Genomic DNA, 15691 nt, shown 5'->3' on the forward strand with positions numbered 1-15691 from the left:
GCGCGCCGCCAGCCCGAGGCCGAGCGCTGGGCCGAGCTCAGCCACGAGGCCGAGCGCCGCCGCGCGCTCGGCCGCCGGGGCGTCAGTCGCCCGCCCTGCACTCGAGCCGGGTGAAGAAGACGTGGTGCTCGCCGCCCTCGCGATCGTCGCGGAAGAGGATGCCCACGTCTCCGTCCGGCCCGAACGTGGCGACCGGGCCGATGCTGTCGCGGCGCGCGAAGGTGAGCCGCTGCTCGTCGCTGATCGGCACGAGATCGGCGTTCACCGTGACCGCGTAGAGCTCGTAGCCGTCGTTCTGGTCGCGATCGTCCGAGTAGATCGCGAGCAGCCGATCGCCGAGCGGGCGCAGGAACGGGTACCGGGAGCGGAAGGGGCCCGGGTTCGAGATGGCCCTCGGCTGGACGAGGATCTCGCCGTCCTCCGAGACCGCGGCGGCGTAGATCGCCTTGGGGCTCGCCGACTTGTCGTACCACGCGATGACGTAGCGATCGCGGTTCCACACCACCGTGGGATAGACCGCGTCGGTGTCGCCGTTCGTCAGCGAGACGACCTCCGAGCTCGGCTGGAGCTCGGCGTCGAACGTCTGGAACTGGATGAAGTGCGTGACCGCGTCGCCCGCCGACCACGCGACGCCGATGCCGCTCTGGCCCGCCGCCACGGAGGGCGCCTCGTTGTCGAAGCCGCTCGATCCATCGGTGAGCTGGACGTTCTCGCCGATCAGGTTGCCGTCGACGTCGATGCGCTGGGCGAACAGGTCGAAGGCGCCGTTGCGCTCGTCCTGCCAGACGGGGATGAACTCCGCGTCGTTCCACGCGAGCGACACGTTGACCGAGAAGCCTGGCGCGTTCGAGAGCCGCCGGTCGCCGCCCTCCACCTTCTCGCCGTTCTCGTCGAGCAAGGAAAAGTACACCTCGTAGTCGCCGTCGCGCCGGTCCTGCCAGGCGGCGCCGTACCGATCGCCGACCCACACGATCGGCCCGCCGGAGGCGTCGCCGTTCTTCGGGGTGATGATCTCCTCGCCGGGCGCGAGCGGCTCCCCGCCGGCGCTGATCATCGTGCGGTACACGTTGAAGCCCCGCGTGGTGCCGGTGTAGAGCGCCGCGTACGAGGTCCCGCTCCAGGACAGGCCGCCCGAGCTGGCCGGCGCGATGTCGCCCGAGATGCGGATCGCGTCCAGGTCGCGCGGCACGAAGCGCGCCCCGTTGTCGACCGTGCCGTCACAGTCGTTGTCGACGCCGTCGCAGATCTCCCGCCCGCCGGGGTGGGCCGCGGCGTTCGAGTCGTCGCAGTCGTCGCCGCACGCGCGCGGCTCGCCGGGGATCGTGCCGGGCAGCGGCGCGCGGAAGCCGTCGCCGTCGAGATCGAGCGTCGACGGCCCGTAGGTGCAGAGCCCCGTCGCGCTCTCGCAGGTGTCGCGGGTGCACGGATCGCCGTCGTCGCAGTCGACCGGCAACAGGGACACGCACGTCCCGCCGCGCCGGGGGGCGGCGCCGCCCGCCCCGCCCTCGGGCGCGGGCGCCGCGCCGCCCTCGGGCTGCCCCGCCTCGAACAGCTGGCAGACCACCGGCTTGCAGAGATCCTTGGCGCCGGGGCAGTCGGCGTCGACCTCGCACTCCGGCGCGGGCGGCGGGATGTTCAGCCCCGTCCGGGCCCCGCACCCCCCCGAGAGCGCGGCGCCACCGGCGGCGGCCCCGAGCAGGACCAGCGCGAGGGCCGTCCTCCGATGCGAGCGCGGACCCACGGAGCGCGTCGTCACAGGCATCCGCCCATCCCCTCCACGTCGATCGGCTCGCACACGAGCCCCGGAGCGCAGCTGTCGTCGCCGCTGAGCGCGCAAAGCTCCACGCACTGCGTGCCCGAGCCGGTCACGACACAGGCGAACCCGGCGCCGCACTCGCCGCCGCCGCTGCACGGATCGCCCTGCCCGCCCGGGCCGGCCGGCGCGCAGAAGGCGCCGTAGATCTCCTGCCCGCACGGCTCGCTCGGATACTGCACGTAGATGAAGCACCCCTCTCCGGGGGCGCAAAAGCCGCTCGACTGATCGTAGGGATCGCACGCGAAATCGGTGATCGGCGGCTCCATGTCGGGACAGCCGGGGTCCTCGTACTCCTCGAGCGGGTCCGGGCCCGCGTCCGCGCCGCCGCCCCCGACGCCCGGAACGGGAGGCGCGCCGGCCTGGCCGCCCCCGCCTTCCGCGGACGGATCGTCCACGATGACGGTCTGTCCGCAACCGACGGCGAGGCCCAGACCAGGGAGCGGCACGCAGAGGAGTGTCAGGAAGAGCGAGGAGCAGCGTCGCATGGCGCCATGCTATCGATTCCACGCGCGCCTGCCACGCCTTTGGCAACGCGGGCAGCGTCCTGACGCGGTCGCGCGAGGTGGATCCTTTCCCCCAGGCTGCAATCCCACTTGCCTGTTGGCCGGCGCTCTGATGTATCTCTCAACAATGCACAAACGCAACCTGCTCAGTATCGCGCTCCTCGCAGCTTCCCCTCTGACGCTCGCCCACCTCATGGCTTGCGGCGGTGACGACGCGACCGGAGGAGGCGGGGCGAGCTCTTCCAGCACCACCTCGAGCAGCACCGGCGAAGCCGGCAGCGGCGGCGAGGCCGGCGGCGGCGGCGAGGGCGGCGGCGGCGGGGGCGGCGGCGCGGGCGGCGGGGATGGCGGCGGCGGCGGCGATGTCGTCGGTGAGCCCGCCGGCCACCTGCTGATCTCGGAGGTCGTCGTCCGGCCCGGAGCGGCCGAATTCGTCGAGATCTGGAACCCGACCGACGAGGCGGTCGACCTCACCGACTACTACCTTTCGGACAACGCCGTTTATTATGCCATCACCGAGGGGAAGGCCTGGGCCCCGGTCGGCAGCGAAGGGACCGACTTCCTCGTCCAGTTCCCTCCCGGAACCACGATCGCGGCGGGGGCGCGCCTCGTGCTCGCGAGCGACGAGTCGTTCGAGCTCGAGTACAATCGCTGCGCCGACTTCGCGCTTGACGAATCGCCCATCCCCTGCGAGGGGGACGACGTGCCGCCGATGATCGCGCCCACGAACGGCGCCCTCGGGGCGCAGGCCGGGGCGCTGCTCACCGACGGTGGGGAGATGGTGATCCTCTTCGAGTGGGACGGGACCGAGGGCAGCCCGCTCAAGGACATCGACTACGTCATCTGGGGCGCTGAGCTCGGGAACTCGGCGATGGCGTACAAGACGGGGAAGACCGGCTATGCCGACGACACCGCGCGCAACAGCCAGCGGCCGACCGCGGCGCACGGCAGCGGGGAGAGCATCGTCCGCTGTAGCGATCGCGAGGTCGGCGAGCTCTTGACCGAGGGCAACGGCATCAGCGGGCACGACGAGACGAGCGAGTGGCTCGACGTCAGCTTCACCGTGTCGAGCTCGCCCTCGCCCGGCGAGGACAACGACTGCGAGTAGCCCCCTCCCCGCCGGGCTCGGCCCCGCGCCGCGGCGCGGCCGGGGCGCGAGCTCGGCGCGGCGAGCGCCGGGGCGCGCTCACTGCCGGGTGATCGTCACCTTCTTGATGACTGGCGGGTTGACGGGGCGCTCGCCCTTGACCTCGACGCCCGCGAGCTTGTGGACGAGCTCCTCGGGCCCGCACTCACCGAAGATGGTGTAGCCGTTGTCGAGGTGGAACGCCGCCGCGTCGGTGATGAAGAACTGCGCGGAGTTCGTGTTCTTGCCGCGGTTCGCCATGCACAGGAGGCCCGGGCGGTCGTGGCTGCCGTCCTCCCAGACCTCGTCCGGGATCACGTAGCCGGCCTCGCCGGTGCCGTTCTTCTTCGCGTCGCCGCCCTGGATCATGAATCCCTGGATGATGCGGTGGAAGATCGTCCCGTCGTAGGCGGGCTTCTTCTCCCATTTGCCCTCGGGCGTCTTCCAGGGCCTGATCCCGCGCGCCAGGCCGACGAAGTTGGCGACCGTGATCGGCGCCTTGTCGTCGAACAGCTTGCAGGACAGCGTGCCGAGGTCGGTCTCGATCGACGCGGTCAGCGTCTTGCCCGGCGGGAGCCCCTTGGTCGCGTCCTCGAGCGTCCACTTGCCCTTCACCGGGTCGTCCTCGCTGGGCTTGACCTCGGCGACCGGCTTCGCCGAGACCTTGCGCCGCTGCGGCGGGGGGCGCTCCTTCTCGGTCTTCTCGGCCTTCTCCGTCTTGCTGCCGGCCGCCCCCGTCGACGCCGGCGTCGTCGTCTTCGTCTTCGGCGACTCTTCGGCCGTGGGCTCCGGGGTCTTCGAACATCCGGCGAGGACCGCCAGCGCGGCGAGCGCGGCGACGGGCTGCATGGCGAGGGTTCGAGCGATCATCGGGGGAGGGTTTCGCGCGTCGCGGTCCGGCGGTCAAGGGCGAGCCGCGCCGTGGTAGGAAGCGGCATGAGCTCGCGCTGCGCCCTCGCGACCCGTCCGTTCTCGCTCGCCTCGCTCGCCTCGCTCGCCTCGCTCGCCCCGCTCGCGCCCGCCCTGGGCGCGCTGCTGCTCGCGGCCGCCCTCGGCGCGTGCGAGCGCCGCGTCGACGAGCCGCTCCAGGTCGCGCCCCGCGGCGAGGTGACGCCGCCCCGCTCGGCCGAGGCGCCGCCCGCCGCGACCGAGGCGCCGCCCGCCGTCGCCGAGGCGCAGAACGCGGGCCGCTGCATCGAGCCGACCCCGGAGGCGCCGGAGCGGCCCACCCCGAAGGCCGGCCCGGATCCGGCGTGCCCCGAGGACCCGACCGGCCCGTTCCAGCTCGCGACCGGCAAGGTGATCTTCCTCGAGGCCCAGGCGCCCGACGTCCTCGTCGAGATCGCGCGAAAGGAGAAGGAGCGCGCCCGCGGGCTCATGTACCGGAAGAGCATGGCGGAGAACCGCGGGATGATCTTCGTCTTCCAGCAGCGGACCCAACACTCGTTCTGGATGCACAACACCTGCATCCCGCTCGACATGCTGTTCATCGACAGCGATGGCACGATCGTCGGTATCGAGGAGAACACCCCGACGCTCAACGACTCGAGCTTCGACGTCGGCTGCCCCTCGACGTACGTCCTCGAGCTGAACGCCGGCTGGGCGCGGCGCCACGGCGTCCGCGCCGGCCAGAAGGTCCGGCTCGAGGGGATCTGACGCTCGCCCGCGCGGGGGCGTCGCGTCGGTCGACGCGCGCGCACGCGCGCGCGGCGCTACATCCCCGGGAACAGGCCGAGCTGGCGCGGGGGCGCCGGCGGGCCGAGCGCCGAGCGCGCCGCGCCGGGCGGCGGGGCCGGCGGCGCGGCGTCGAGGACGAGCGGCCCCCGCGGCGGCGCGGCGAGCAGGCGCGCGCGCTTGCCGAGGAGCGCGTCGCGGGCGGCGTCGAGGGCGAGATCCGGGCGGTTGTTGACCTCGGACAGGTGCATCAGCGCGACCGTGTGCGTGCCGCCGGGCAGCGCCGCGAGCAGCGCGCACGCCTGCGCGTTCGACAGGTGGCCCCGCGCCGAGCGGATCCTGCGCTTGAGGTGCTGCGGGTACGGGCCGGCCTCGAGCATGTCGGCGTCGTAGTTCGACTCGAGCAGCAGCACGTCGCAGCCGGCGACGTGCTCGAGGAGCCCCGGCGGGACCTCCCCGAGGTCGGTCACGAGCGCGGCGCGCCGCGCCCCGTCGTCGACGACGAGCGCGACCTGCGCTGCGTCGTGCGGCAGCGGCCTCGGCGAGATCGTGAGCGCGCCGATCGCGAACGGCTCGCGCGGCGAGAAGCTCCGGACGCGCTCCGGGTCGCCGAGCTCGGCGGCGCGCGCGGTCGCCTCCGAGGCGTAGATCGGGATCTTGTGCTTCTTGTTGTACTTGGCGGCCACGCCGACGTGGTCGGCGTGCGCGTGCGTGATCACGATCGCGTCGGGGGCCCAGCCGAGCGGGCCGCCCGCGCCCGCCGCCGAGAGGCATTGCTCCAGCACCCGGGGCCCGACGCCCGCGTCCACGAGGACCCGCGTGCCCCGGGAGGAGAACAGGGTGGCGTTGCCTCCGCTCCCGCTCGCGACGATGGTGATCTTCATACCGGGCTCCGCGGAACGGGAACGACGACGGACGGCTCCTGTGACCCGTAGCGCAGCCGAGGGCCTGGCCGCAAGCGCGCTGAGCCGCGCGAAGCGCTCGCGAGCGCGCTGGAACGACGCTAGAGGGATCCCACGTCGTGGTGCCCACCTCCCGCCCCTCCCCTGACACCCGCACGGAGGCGCCGCTCGACGCGCCGCGTGCCCCCGGCGACGGCGGCGCCGCGCCCGCCGCGCCCGGCGACGGCGCCGCGCCGCGCGGAAAGCGCCGCCGCCGCGCCCTCATCGCGGCGCTCGTCGTCATCGCCGCCGTCGGGGCGGCCGTCGCCGCGCTCCTCGTGCTCGGTCCGCCCGCGCTCCGCCGGCACATCGTCGCCGAGGCCCGCGCGCGCGGCGTCGCGCTGGATCCGGGCGCGATCGACGTCGGCCTCGGCGAGGTCCGCCTGCGCGGCGCGCGCTTCTCCCTGCTCGGCGTGCGCGGGCTCTCCGGCACGGTGGCGCGCGCCACGATCGCGCTGCGCGGGCTCTCGCCCGCCGGGATCGCGGCGGATGGGGTCGAGCTCACCGCCGTGGGGATCGACGCCCTGGAGGGCCTGCCAGCGTGGGTCGCGCAGCACGGCCCGCGCGCGGCGTCGCTGCCGCTCACCACGGGCCGCGTCCGCCTCGGCCTGCGGGATCGCGACGGGGGGCCGGAGGTGGTCGCGCTGGCGGACGCCTCGCTCGAGCGGCGCGCGGCCGGCGCGGTCCAGGGCGCCGCGGCGCCGCCGCCGGGCGCGCCGGGGCTAGAGGCCGGCGTCCTGAAGCAGGCGCGCGTGCTGGTCGCCGGCAAGGAGGTGGCGCGCACCGACGTCGCCTGGTCGATCGGCGCGGCGTCCATCTCCCTCGGCTTCGGCGGCGAGGACGCCGCCTCGGCGCCGCTCCGGGCCGAGCTCCGGCCGCGGCCGTCGCCGAGCGCCTCGATCGAGCTCGCGCCGACGCAGCTCGCCGCCGTGGGCGCGCTCCTCGGCGTGGACATCGGCGCCTCGACGATGGTGGTCTCCGGCACGTTCGAGCTGCGGCTCGCGGCCGGGGCAGACCGGACGGCCCTGTCCGAGGCGCCGCTCGAGGGCCCGATCGCGCTCACGGTGAAGGGCTTCACCCTGCCCCACCCCAGGGAGCTCGACGGGCTCCTCTTCGGCGACACCACCACCGTCAAGGCGGACGCGCAGCTCTCGGGCGACCGCCGGCGCATCGCGCTGAGCGGGGTGGAGGTCGCCGCCGGCGCGCTGAAGCTCAAGGGCACGGGGGCGATCCAGCGCGACGGCGCGGACGCCTCGATCGGGATGGATCTATCCGGATCCATCCCCTGCTCGCTGCTGGCCGGCTCCGCGGCGATGGCGCACCTGACCGGCGCCGTGGGCCTGCTCGCGCGCGATCTGGTGAGCCGCACGCTCGCGGGCTCGGTGGCGGTCCAGGTCCGCGTCGACGCCCGCGCGAGCCGGCTGACCGCCGCGCGGGTCAACCCGAGCGCGATCCTCCGCTGCAAGCTCCGCCTGTAGCGGGGAGATCGAGGCGTACGGCGGCCGGAAACCGGGGAAAAGAGCCGCCAAGTACGCCAAGAGGAGAATTTTTCAAGTCGGAGTCTCCCGGCGTCCTCGGCGCCAGGGCGGTTCTCTTGATTCGCGCATGAGCGCCGCGCGCGGGCGTCGCCGCCCCCGGCGGGTGGCTCCGTCCGGGCACAGCGAGGGTCGATGAAGGAGGAAGGCGGAGGACGAAGGTCCGTGTCGAGGACGATCTGGCGCGACGAGCCACGGCGGAGAGCGCGCGGAGGGCGGCGCCCGCGCTCGACGGGACAGCGCGGCTCTGGCACCCTGATCGGCGAGGAGCCCGCCATGCGCGCTCGATCTCTCGCCGTTCGGATCGCCTCGCGCCTCGGGCTCGTCTCCCTCGTCAGCGCTTCCTGCACCGGCGGCCTCGGCGCCGGCGACGACGACGCCTCGGGCGGCGGGGGGGCGACAGCGGCGTCCTCGTCCTCGTCGACCTCCATGGATCTCGCCGGCAGCGGCGGCGCTGGAGGAGGCGGCGGCGCCGGCGCGGCCGGCGCGGGAGAAGGCGGCGCCGGAGAGGGCGGCGCCGGGGGAGGCAGCGGCGGAGTCGACGAACAGGACTTCCCGCTCGACACGCCGCCCGAAGGGCCGTGCCCGCCCGACATGGCGGAGATCGAGGGATACTGCATCGATCGCTTCGAGGCGCCGAACATCGAGGGCGCCCTGCCGCTCGTGATGGAGAGCGCCGTCTCGGCGAACGCCTGGTGCCAGTCGCGCGGCAAACGCCTCTGCACCGAGGACGAGTGGGACACGGCGTGCCAGGGCCCGGAGGCGCTCGTCTATCCCTACGGGAACACCCACGAAGCCGAGCGCTGCAACGACAACAAGACGTGGATTGCGCCCGACGAGGGGGCGCTCAACACCTGGCCTTCCGACGAGGCGCTCGCCGAGGTCCAGGCGCTGTACCAGGCCGAGCCGAGCGGCTCGCGGCCGGGGTGCGTGAGCGCGTTCGGCGTCTACGACATGACAGGAAACGTCGAGGAGTGGGTGGTGCGCACCAAGTACCACGTCAACGAGTATCCCCATGTCCTCAAGGGCTGTTACTGGTCCGGCTGCTTCGGCGGCGCGAAGCCGCGGTGCGGCTCCACGAACCCGGCGCACGCGGACGGGTTCCGCTTCTACGAGACCAGCTTCCGGTGCTGCCGCGACGCGCAGTGACCGGGTGACGCGCCATCGTCGCCGCCCCGGCCCGCGCCGCGGCGGCCTCGCTCGCGGAGGTCCCCTGCGCCGCGAGCGAGGCCGCGCGCCCCGAGCCCGGCGGCACGCGCCCCGGACGAACCGCTTCCCCTCGGTCGCGCCGCAGGCTAGGGCACCGGGACACGGTGCTGACCCTGCCAAGAGAGCCCCGCCCCAGCCTCGACCTCGTGTGGGACGCCATCGCCGCGTTCTCGGCCAAGGGCCGCGAGCGCGCGCGACCGGACGATCTCGACGCGCGCGACCCGGCGTTCATCGCCCGCGTGCTCCCGCTGCTCGGCTTGCTCTACGACGACTACTTCCGCTGCGAGACCGAGCTCGAAGCGGCGCTGCCCGACGGCCCCTTCCTCGCGGTCAGCAACCACAACGCGATGACGGGAATGCCCGATATGTACTGCCACATGACGGCGTTCTGGCGCCTTTATGGGCCCTCGCGCCTGTCCTACGGGCTGATGCACGATCTCCCGTTCAACGTCCCGAAGGCCGGCCCCTGGCTCAACGCCTGCGGGGCCATCGCCGCGAGCCCGGAGAACGCGCGGCGGGCGCTCGCCCGGGGCGCGGCGGTCCTGGTCTTCCCCGGCGGCGATCTCGACGCCTGCAAGCCCACGTCGGCGCAGTACACGATCCGCTTCGGCCGGCGCCGCGGCTTCGTCCGGCTCGCCATCCGCGAGGGCGTGCCCGTCGTGCCGATCGTGAGCGCGGGTGCGCACCAGTCGCTCTACATCGCCACGGACGGGCGCAGGGTGGCCGAGTGGCTCCGCCTCCCCCGGCTCGCGCGCTCGAACGTCGCGCCGCTCGGCCTCGCGCTGCCGTGGGGGCTCATCGTCGGCGTCCCGATCCCTCATGTGCCCCTCCCGGTGAAGATCCACACGCGCGTGCTCCGCCCGCTGCACCTCGGCCTCCCGCGCGAGGCCGCGGACGACCCGGACGAGGTCGAGCGCGCGTTCGCGCGGATCGTCGCGCGGATGCAGGAGGGGCTGGACGAGCTCCGGACGGCCGGCAGGCACGGCCTCTTCCCGCGCGGTTGACGAGACCACCGCAGCAGCATGGCGGCGCGGTGGCGCCCGAGAGCGCCCATGACGCCAGCGGGCAGCGCCCTGCCGCGGCGAAACCTGCCGGCGAATGACAAAGGGCGCTGGGGCGCGCGCGGCTCTCGGAAAACCGAATCCGTTCATGTAGGCTTGAGCGCCAGCCGTGACCCCCGACCGCACCGCGCAGCTCCTCGCACCGGTGGCCCAGCCCGGAGAGCTCATCGCGGCCAAGTACCGCGTCGAGCGGGTCGTGGCCATCGGCGGAATGGGCGTCGTCCTCGCGGCGCGCAACGAGGATCTCGATCAGCAGGTCGCCATCAAGATCCTGCGCCAGGACGCCCTCAGCAACCAGGAGGCGGTCGCGCGCTTCCTGCGCGAGGCGCGCACGGCAGCCCGCCTGCAAGGCGAGCACGTCGCGCGCGTGTTCGACGTCGGCACCACGGAGAGCGGCGTGCCCTTCATGGTGATGGAGTTCCTGAGCGGGCTCGATCTCCAGCAGGTCATCGAGACCCACGGCCCGCTGTCCATCCAGGACGCCGTCGACTACGTATTGCAGGCGCTGGAGGCGGTGGCCGAGGCGCACGCGGCCGGCGTCGTGCACCGGGACATCAAGCCTTCGAATCTGTTCCTCGCCGAGCACCCGGACGGGACACGGCACATCAAGGTCCTCGATTTCGGCATCTCGAAGGGGCAAGGGCTCGACTCGCCGGCGGAGCCGGGGCTCACGTCGACGAAGCAGGTGATGGGCTCGCCCGGGTACATGTCGCCCGAGCAGATGATGGCCCCGAGGACGGTCGACGGGCGCGCCGACGTGTGGTCGTTCGGCGTGCTGCTGTACACGCTCGTGACGGGCGAGCCTCCGTTCCAGGGCGAGACCGTGGCCGCGGTGATGGCGAACATCCTCCACCAGCCGGTGCCGCGGCTGCGCGACAAGCGCAGCGACGCGCCCGCCATGCTGGAGCGGATCGTCGCGCGCTGCCTGGAGCGCGACGTGAGCGCCCGCTACGCCAACGTCGGCAAGCTCGCGCAGGCGCTCGAGCCGCTCGGGTCGAGCTTCGCGAAGCTCTCGACCTCGCGCATCCAGAGCGCGATCGGCGCGGCGTCGCCGGCCGGACAGACGCTGCTCAACTCGAGGGCGGCCGAGGACAGCGATCGCCTGTCCGGCGCCTCGTGGACGCACACGGGCTTCCGCCGCCGGTCGCGGCGCAGGCTGCTCGTGGCCGCCGGCGTGGCCGCGCTGCTCGCGAGCGTGGCCGGCGCGGGCGTGTGGCTCGTCGGAGGCGTGCGCGTGGCCCCGGAGGCGCCGAGCTCGGCCGCGGCGGGCGAGCCCGGTCGGCCCGCCGGCGGCGCCCTCGTCCCCGGCGCCGCGGCCGCGGCGCCGAGCGCGCCGGCCGCGGCGAGCGCTGCGCCCCCGAGCGCGCCCGCCGCGGCGAGCGCCGCGCCCCCGAGCGCGCCCGCCGCGGCGCCGAGCGCGCCGGCCGCGGCGAGCGCCGCGCCCCCGAGCGCGCCGGCCGCGGCGAGCGCTGCGCCCCCGAGCGCGCCGGCCGCGGCGAGCGCTGCGCCCCCGAGCTCTGCGCCGAGCGCGGCCCCCGCGGGCAGCGCTGCCACCGGCGCGCGACCGAAGGCGACCGCGTCGGGCGCGCCGCACAGGCCGGGCCCCGTGCCCCGGCCGCAGGGACCGACAAGCGAGGACGAAATGCTGAGGAGCCGCCATTGAGATCGTTTCGAGCGCGACACGCGGGCGCATGGCTCGCGCTGCTCTCCGGGATGAGCCTGACCTCGCCGCTCCGGGCGCAGCCGACGGCGGCGGACAAGGCGCTCGCCGAGGGGCTGTTCCAGGACGGCAAGAAGCTCATGGACGAAGGCAAGCTGGCGGAGGCGTGCCCCAAGCTCGCCGAGAGCCAACGGGTGGATCCCACGGTCGGGACGCTGCTGAACCTGGCGGTGTGCCACGAGAAAGAGGGCAAGACGGCCAGCGCGTGGGCCGAGTTCAAGGAGGCGTCCGCGCTCGCGGCGACCGCCGGGCAGCAGGATCGCTCCCAGTTCGCGGCCAAGCGCGCGGCCGAGCTCGAAGCTCGGCTGACGCGCCTCGTCCTGGAGGTCGCGGAGGCGGCGCCGGGGATGTCGATCACGCTGAACGGCCAGCAGCTGAGCGCCGCTGCGGCCACGGGCTCGGGCATCCCCGTGGATCCGGGCACGGCGACGATCGAGGCCAAGGCGCCGGGCAAGCAGCCGTGGTCGCAGCAGGTGACGCTCGATCCAGGCCCCAGCGCGCCGCGGGTGGTCATCCCGCCGCTCGCGGACGCCGCCGTTCAGCGGCCGGCGCAGGCCGCTCCCCCGGCGCCGGCCGTCCGGCCGGCGCCCGCCCAGCCCGAGGCGACCGGCAGCCCGGTGCGCGCGCTCGGCTTCGTCGCCGGCGGGGTCGGGCTCGCCGGGCTCGGCGTGGGCGCGGTGTTCGGGATCATGGCGATCCAGAAGGCCGGGGACGTCGAGGAGGGCTGCAGCGGCAATTTCGGCTGCAGCCGCGCGGACGTCGAGGCCAACGAGAGCGCCCGGACGACCGCGATGGTCTCGAACATCGCCGCCGGCGCGGGGCTCCTGTGCCTCGGGGCCGGCGTGGCGATGGTGCTGCTGTCGCGGTCGCCGGAGGCGCCCGTCGCGGGCGAGCGCGTCTGGCTCTCGCCGACCGTCGCCTCGGACGGGGGGCGCATGACGCTCGGAGGGCGGTGGTGATGCGGGGGTCGAAGCGCTCTGCCGCGACGCTCGCGCTCGCCGCGCTCGCGCCGGGCCTCCACGGCTGCGCGGAGATCGCGGGGATCGAGGATCGCCAGGTGATCCCGCTGATCGTGATCGCCGAGAACCAGGGGGCGCCTCGGGGCATCGCGCTCGACGAGGAGGCGATCTACTGGACCAGCGCGAGCGCCGACGGGAGCCAGGGCGGCGCGCTCCGGCGGCAGATCAAGGACGAGCGGGAGGTCATCGACCTGCTCGCGCCGTCCAGCGAGGTGCCCGACGTCATCGTGCTGGACGCGACGCACATCTACTGGTCGAGCACCGACGCGGCGTTCACCGGGGACTGCGACAGCGCCAAGCATCAGCGCGACAAGCTGCGGAAGCTGCCGAAAGCCGCGAGGTTTCCGGCTGCTTTCGTCGAGGAGCCGCTGTGGGGCAGCTGCGGCGCCGCGGAGGCGATCGCGCTGAGCGCCGACAACGTCTACAGCGCTCGCCCGAACGGCAGCCGCATCACCTGGGTCCCCAAGGCCGGCGGCACGCGAAAGGATCTGTTCGTGGGCGACGAGCCCGCCGGGGTCGCGACCGACGGCGCCCTCGTCTACTGGACCGATCGCGCCGACAACACGCTCTCCGTCGACAACACGAGCGACGCCGACGAGGCGGCGCAGCTCCGCGCAGATCTCGTGGAGCCGGGCCTGCTCGTGCTGGACGAGGCCAATCTCTACTGGCTCACCCCGGACAGCGTGATGCGGTATCCGCGGAGCCCGTCGGAGGGGGAAACCCCGTCGCCCCTCCTCGCCGACCTGTCCGGCCCCCCCACCGGGATCGCCGCGCACGGGGACTACCTCTACGTGACCGTCAGGGCGGCGGGGACCGTGTACCGGATTCGCAAGGACGGGACCGCCGATCGGGAGATCCTCGCGGAGAATCAGGGCGGCCCGACGGGCATCGCCGCGGACGGGTCAGGCGTCTACTGGACGAACACCGACGCCGGGCAGATCGTCAGGTTCACCGACGAGTGAGCCGCGGCGCCGGCGGCCGCGCCGCGCGGACCGGCCGGCGTCCCGGGATCAATCGATCTGCAGATGGTAGTGGGGCGGCCGCGACTCCTCGAGCGCGAACACGCCCCCGACCTCGTCGATCCCCTCGATGAAGGCGCGCTTCTCGGCCGGCGTCATGTCCCGGTTCCGGATGTCGACCGCGCCCTCCCTGAGGTGCGCCGAGATGAACACGCCGCGATCGATCTGGGCGCGGATCACCCGCTCGAGGGCCGCGATCACGGCCTCGGTGGGCTCGTCGTCCGAGAGCCCCTCCTCGTACGCGCTCTTGATCTCGCGCGCCGCCGCCTTGTCCTTGTAGAGGCCGAGGACGTCGGCGCCGTGCCGGAAGAGGTCGTGCATCGCCTCGGCCTGCCGCGCGGGGTCGCGCGTGCCGCTCGTGACCACGAGCTCCTTTCCGGTCCGCCGGTGGTAAGCGGAGGCGATCTCCGCGACCTTCTGCTCCACGTCGGGCGCCAGCTCGACGCCCGGCAGGAGCACGTAGCGGCGCTCCTCGTCGGCCGCGGCCGACGTCACGCCCCGCCGGGGCCGGACGAGCGCGGGCGGCTCGTCGTCGGAGCGGTCGACGTCGGACGGGTCGTCCTCCGTGCTCTCCGGGACCTGCAGCGACAGCACCCGGGCCGCGGGGCCGTCGGGCACCCAGAAGTCGAGGTCCCCCTGGTCGCCGGGAGCGCGGGCGGCCGCGGGCGAGCGCCGCGGCCCGGCGGCGTCGGGCTCCCGGGCGACGCGGGAGACGCAGCCTCCCGCGGCGAGCGCGAGGGCGAGGACGGCGGCGCGGCGGGCGCGCCAGAGCAAGGCGAGGTGCGAGCGCAACATGCGAGCCACGGGCGCCTCCTACGTCGTGATCGTGAACGAGGCGCGCGCGAGCTCCTTGCCCGCCGCGTCGTTGACCGTCACCGACCAGAGCCCCGCCGCGCGCGCCTTCCGCGTGGCCGCCCAGGTGCGAAAGCGCCGCTCCGCGCCGACCGCCAGCGGGATGCGCAGCGGCGCGCCCCCGTCGGGCGGCGTGAAGACGACGGTGATCTCCGAGGCGGCCCGGTCCTTGTTCGAGAGCTCGACGAACGCGTAGAGGCGCTCGATCTCCGCGCTCGCGAACGACGTCGCCGGCTCGATCGGCTCGCGGCCGGCGATGCCCTTCGCGACGACGAGCCGCATCACCTGGAGCTCGGGCGCCGCGGCGGCCCCCTCGCCAGCGCCGCTGTCCTGCGGCCCGCGCCCCGCGGCGCGCGCCTCGAGGGCCGACCCCGACCTGCGGCGCCGCTCCCGCGCCGGGCCGCGGGCCGCGATCGCCGCGTCGCTCCGGCCCTCCACGGCAGCGCCGTCCGCCGCCGACCGCGCCTCGGCGTCCTCCGCGGCCCCGCTCGCCTGCCCGTCGCCCGGCCGCCCGTGGGCGGCGCGGCTCAGCGCCGGAGGCTCTTCCCGGGCGATCCGCGCGATCGCCTCGCTGGCGTCGCTGCAACCGAGCGCCCCCCCGCCGAAAGCGGCGACGGCGAGCGCCAAGACCATGGTTTTCCGCGTCGTTCCCCGGGTATGCACACCGACGAGGTGCCACGATTCAGCGGAGCGGGCGAAAAAACGGCGACGCAGCGGCCAGGGGCCCCGTCGCCTACGCCGGGCTCACCGCGCTGGGCTCACGAAGAGCCGCCGGCGCGGAGCGGACGCGGAGCTCGGGCGAAACGCCGCCAGCGCGGCAGGGGCCGAAGCCCTCTCAAGAATGACAACGCACTGCGTCACGACGACGTGGTGTGCCCGCGCTCCACGGGAGCACGGCCACGAGGGTGCGTACGTCGAAGCGCCCGGTGTCAGCGCTTCGGACGGGACCAGCGCGGACTGTTGGCCAGTTCACCCTCCTGGGTGGGCCCGAAGCTCGTGATCGCGCTGTCTTCGATCATCAGGATGAGCAGGCCTCCGCTCGCGCCTCGTGCCGTCGTCGCCCGGGATCCCTGGCTTGTCTCCCGTGACGAGTGGTCCGAGCCTTCCGCTGCGATCTGCTTCATCTCCAACTCCTTCAACACTTCAGTCCGGCTGTTATCGCCCTGGCTGGCTGGCCAGCTGTACTTCCGTGCACCGCGTCTGGGGCGAAAAACGG

General features: G+C 74.2%; 15 protein-coding genes. 8 read left to right on the forward strand and 7 right to left on the reverse strand.

All coding sequences use genetic code 11. The annotated features are described in order from the left end of the window. Positions 1–82: 82 nt before the first annotated feature. Together WME98_RS51295 and WME98_RS51300 are read right to left on the reverse strand one after the other, a co-directional pair. On the reverse strand, positions 83–1762 hold the full coding sequence (locus WME98_RS51295) for a MopE-related protein (protein WP_437948890.1): 1680 nt from the start codon (positions 1760–1762) through the stop codon (positions 83–85). Next, positions 1753–2301, reverse strand: coding sequence for a hypothetical protein (locus tag WME98_RS51300; RefSeq protein WP_020737138.1), 549 nt, complete (start codon positions 2299–2301; stop codon positions 1753–1755). Before WME98_RS51300 ends, WME98_RS51295 begins: the two co-directional genes overlap by 10 nt. 211 nt (positions 2302–2512) lie before the next feature. On the opposite strand from WME98_RS51300, the gene WME98_RS51305 reads away from it, so the two are divergent. Next, a complete protein-coding gene (locus tag WME98_RS51305; RefSeq protein WP_437948891.1) occupies positions 2513–3427 on the forward strand; it encodes a lamin tail domain-containing protein in 915 nt (304 codons plus the stop codon). Positions 3428–3505: 78 nt separating this feature from the next. Here the strand turns inward: WME98_RS51305 and WME98_RS51310 are convergent, their stop codons facing one another. Next, a complete protein-coding gene (locus tag WME98_RS51310) occupies positions 3506–4315 on the reverse strand; it encodes a peptidylprolyl isomerase (protein ID WP_437948892.1) in 810 nt (269 codons plus the stop codon). 66 nt (positions 4316–4381) lie between these two features. On the opposite strand from WME98_RS51310, the gene WME98_RS51315 reads away from it, so the two are divergent. Beyond that, the gene (locus tag WME98_RS51315) at positions 4382–5101 is read left to right on the forward strand and encodes a DUF192 domain-containing protein (protein WP_437948893.1); all 720 of its coding nucleotides are present in this window, start codon (positions 4382–4384) and stop codon (positions 5099–5101) included. A gap of 56 nt (positions 5102–5157) precedes the next feature. Here WME98_RS51315 and WME98_RS51320 read toward each other — a convergent pair whose 3' ends face one another. Next, positions 5158–6003: an MBL fold metallo-hydrolase gene (locus tag WME98_RS51320; protein WP_437322345.1), complete on the reverse strand. Its 846-nt coding sequence runs from the start codon at positions 6001–6003 to the stop codon at positions 5158–5160. Between the two features lie 137 nt (positions 6004–6140). On the opposite strand from WME98_RS51320, the gene WME98_RS51325 reads away from it, so the two are divergent. The 6 genes from WME98_RS51325 (at position 6141) to WME98_RS51350 (ending at position 13566) form a co-directional block, all read left to right on the forward strand. Beyond that, the gene (locus WME98_RS51325) at positions 6141–7538 is read left to right on the forward strand and encodes a hypothetical protein (protein WP_437948894.1); all 1398 of its coding nucleotides are present in this window, start codon (positions 6141–6143) and stop codon (positions 7536–7538) included. A gap of 333 nt (positions 7539–7871) precedes the next feature. Further along, entirely contained in the window at positions 7872–8744 is an 873-nt protein-coding gene (locus WME98_RS51330) for a formylglycine-generating enzyme family protein (protein WP_437948895.1), read from the forward strand. Between the two features lie 206 nt (positions 8745–8950). Then, a complete protein-coding gene (locus WME98_RS51335) occupies positions 8951–9808 on the forward strand; it encodes a 1-acyl-sn-glycerol-3-phosphate acyltransferase (protein ID WP_437948896.1) in 858 nt (285 codons plus the stop codon). 166 nt (positions 9809–9974) lie between these two features. After that, the gene (locus WME98_RS51340) at positions 9975–11528 is read left to right on the forward strand and encodes a serine/threonine-protein kinase (RefSeq protein ID WP_437948897.1); all 1554 of its coding nucleotides are present in this window, start codon (positions 9975–9977) and stop codon (positions 11526–11528) included. After that, positions 11525–12544 (forward strand): hypothetical protein, encoded by a 1020-nt coding sequence (locus WME98_RS51345; RefSeq protein ID WP_437948898.1) that lies wholly within the window; start codon positions 11525–11527, stop codon positions 12542–12544. Before WME98_RS51340 ends, WME98_RS51345 begins: the two co-directional genes overlap by 4 nt. Continuing rightward, positions 12544–13566, forward strand: a complete 1023-nt coding sequence (locus WME98_RS51350) for a hypothetical protein (protein ID WP_437322350.1) — start codon at positions 12544–12546, stop codon at positions 13564–13566. Before WME98_RS51345 ends, WME98_RS51350 begins: the two co-directional genes overlap by 1 nt. Before the next feature lie 48 nt (positions 13567–13614). Here WME98_RS51350 and WME98_RS51355 read toward each other — a convergent pair whose 3' ends face one another. From WME98_RS51355 to WME98_RS51365, 3 genes are all read right to left on the reverse strand, one after another. Beyond that, the gene (locus WME98_RS51355; protein ID WP_437954136.1) at positions 13615–14418 is read right to left on the reverse strand and encodes a hypothetical protein; all 804 of its coding nucleotides are present in this window, start codon (positions 14416–14418) and stop codon (positions 13615–13617) included. A gap of 18 nt (positions 14419–14436) precedes the next feature. Continuing rightward, entirely contained in the window at positions 14437–15108 is a 672-nt protein-coding gene (locus tag WME98_RS51360) for a DUF2914 domain-containing protein (RefSeq protein ID WP_437948899.1), read from the reverse strand. 296 nt (positions 15109–15404) lie between these two features. Next, a complete protein-coding gene (locus tag WME98_RS51365; RefSeq protein WP_437312399.1) occupies positions 15405–15599 on the reverse strand; it encodes a hypothetical protein in 195 nt (64 codons plus the stop codon). Positions 15600–15691: the final 92 nt, after the last annotated feature.

This window comes from Sorangium sp. So ce296, from assembly GCF_051529605.1.
Taxonomy (GTDB): domain Bacteria; phylum Myxococcota_A; class Polyangia; order Polyangiales; family Polyangiaceae; genus Sorangium; species Sorangium cellulosum_D.

What these genes read in the sequence shown, in the direction of transcription:
- WME98_RS51320 (WP_437322345.1), bottom strand. Translation starts at nt 6,003, where the DNA reads ATGAAGATCACCATCGTCGCGAGCGGGAGCGGAGGCAACGCCACCCTG.
- WME98_RS51300 (WP_020737138.1), bottom strand. Translation starts at nt 2,301, where the DNA reads ATGCGACGCTGCTCCTCGCTCTTCCTGACACTCCTCTGCGTGCCGCTC.
- WME98_RS51315 (WP_437948893.1), top strand. Translation starts at nt 4,382, where the DNA reads ATGAGCTCGCGCTGCGCCCTCGCGACCCGTCCGTTCTCGCTCGCCTCG.
- WME98_RS51365 (WP_437312399.1), bottom strand. Translation starts at nt 15,599, where the DNA reads ATGAAGCAGATCGCAGCGGAAGGCTCGGACCACTCGTCACGGGAGACA.
- WME98_RS51305 (WP_437948891.1), top strand. Translation starts at nt 2,513, where the DNA reads ATGGCTTGCGGCGGTGACGACGCGACCGGAGGAGGCGGGGCGAGCTCT.
- WME98_RS51295 (WP_437948890.1), bottom strand. Translation starts at nt 1,762, where the DNA reads ATGCCTGTGACGACGCGCTCCGTGGGTCCGCGCTCGCATCGGAGGACG.
- WME98_RS51330 (WP_437948895.1), top strand. Translation starts at nt 7,872, where the DNA reads ATGCGCGCTCGATCTCTCGCCGTTCGGATCGCCTCGCGCCTCGGGCTC.
- WME98_RS51350 (WP_437322350.1), top strand. Translation starts at nt 12,544, where the DNA reads ATGCGGGGGTCGAAGCGCTCTGCCGCGACGCTCGCGCTCGCCGCGCTC.
- WME98_RS51310 (WP_437948892.1), bottom strand. Translation starts at nt 4,315, where the DNA reads ATGATCGCTCGAACCCTCGCCATGCAGCCCGTCGCCGCGCTCGCCGCG.
- WME98_RS51360 (WP_437948899.1), bottom strand. Translation starts at nt 15,108, where the DNA reads ATGGTCTTGGCGCTCGCCGTCGCCGCTTTCGGCGGGGGGGCGCTCGGT.
- WME98_RS51355 (WP_437954136.1), bottom strand. Translation starts at nt 14,418, where the DNA reads ATGTTGCGCTCGCACCTCGCCTTGCTCTGGCGCGCCCGCCGCGCCGCC.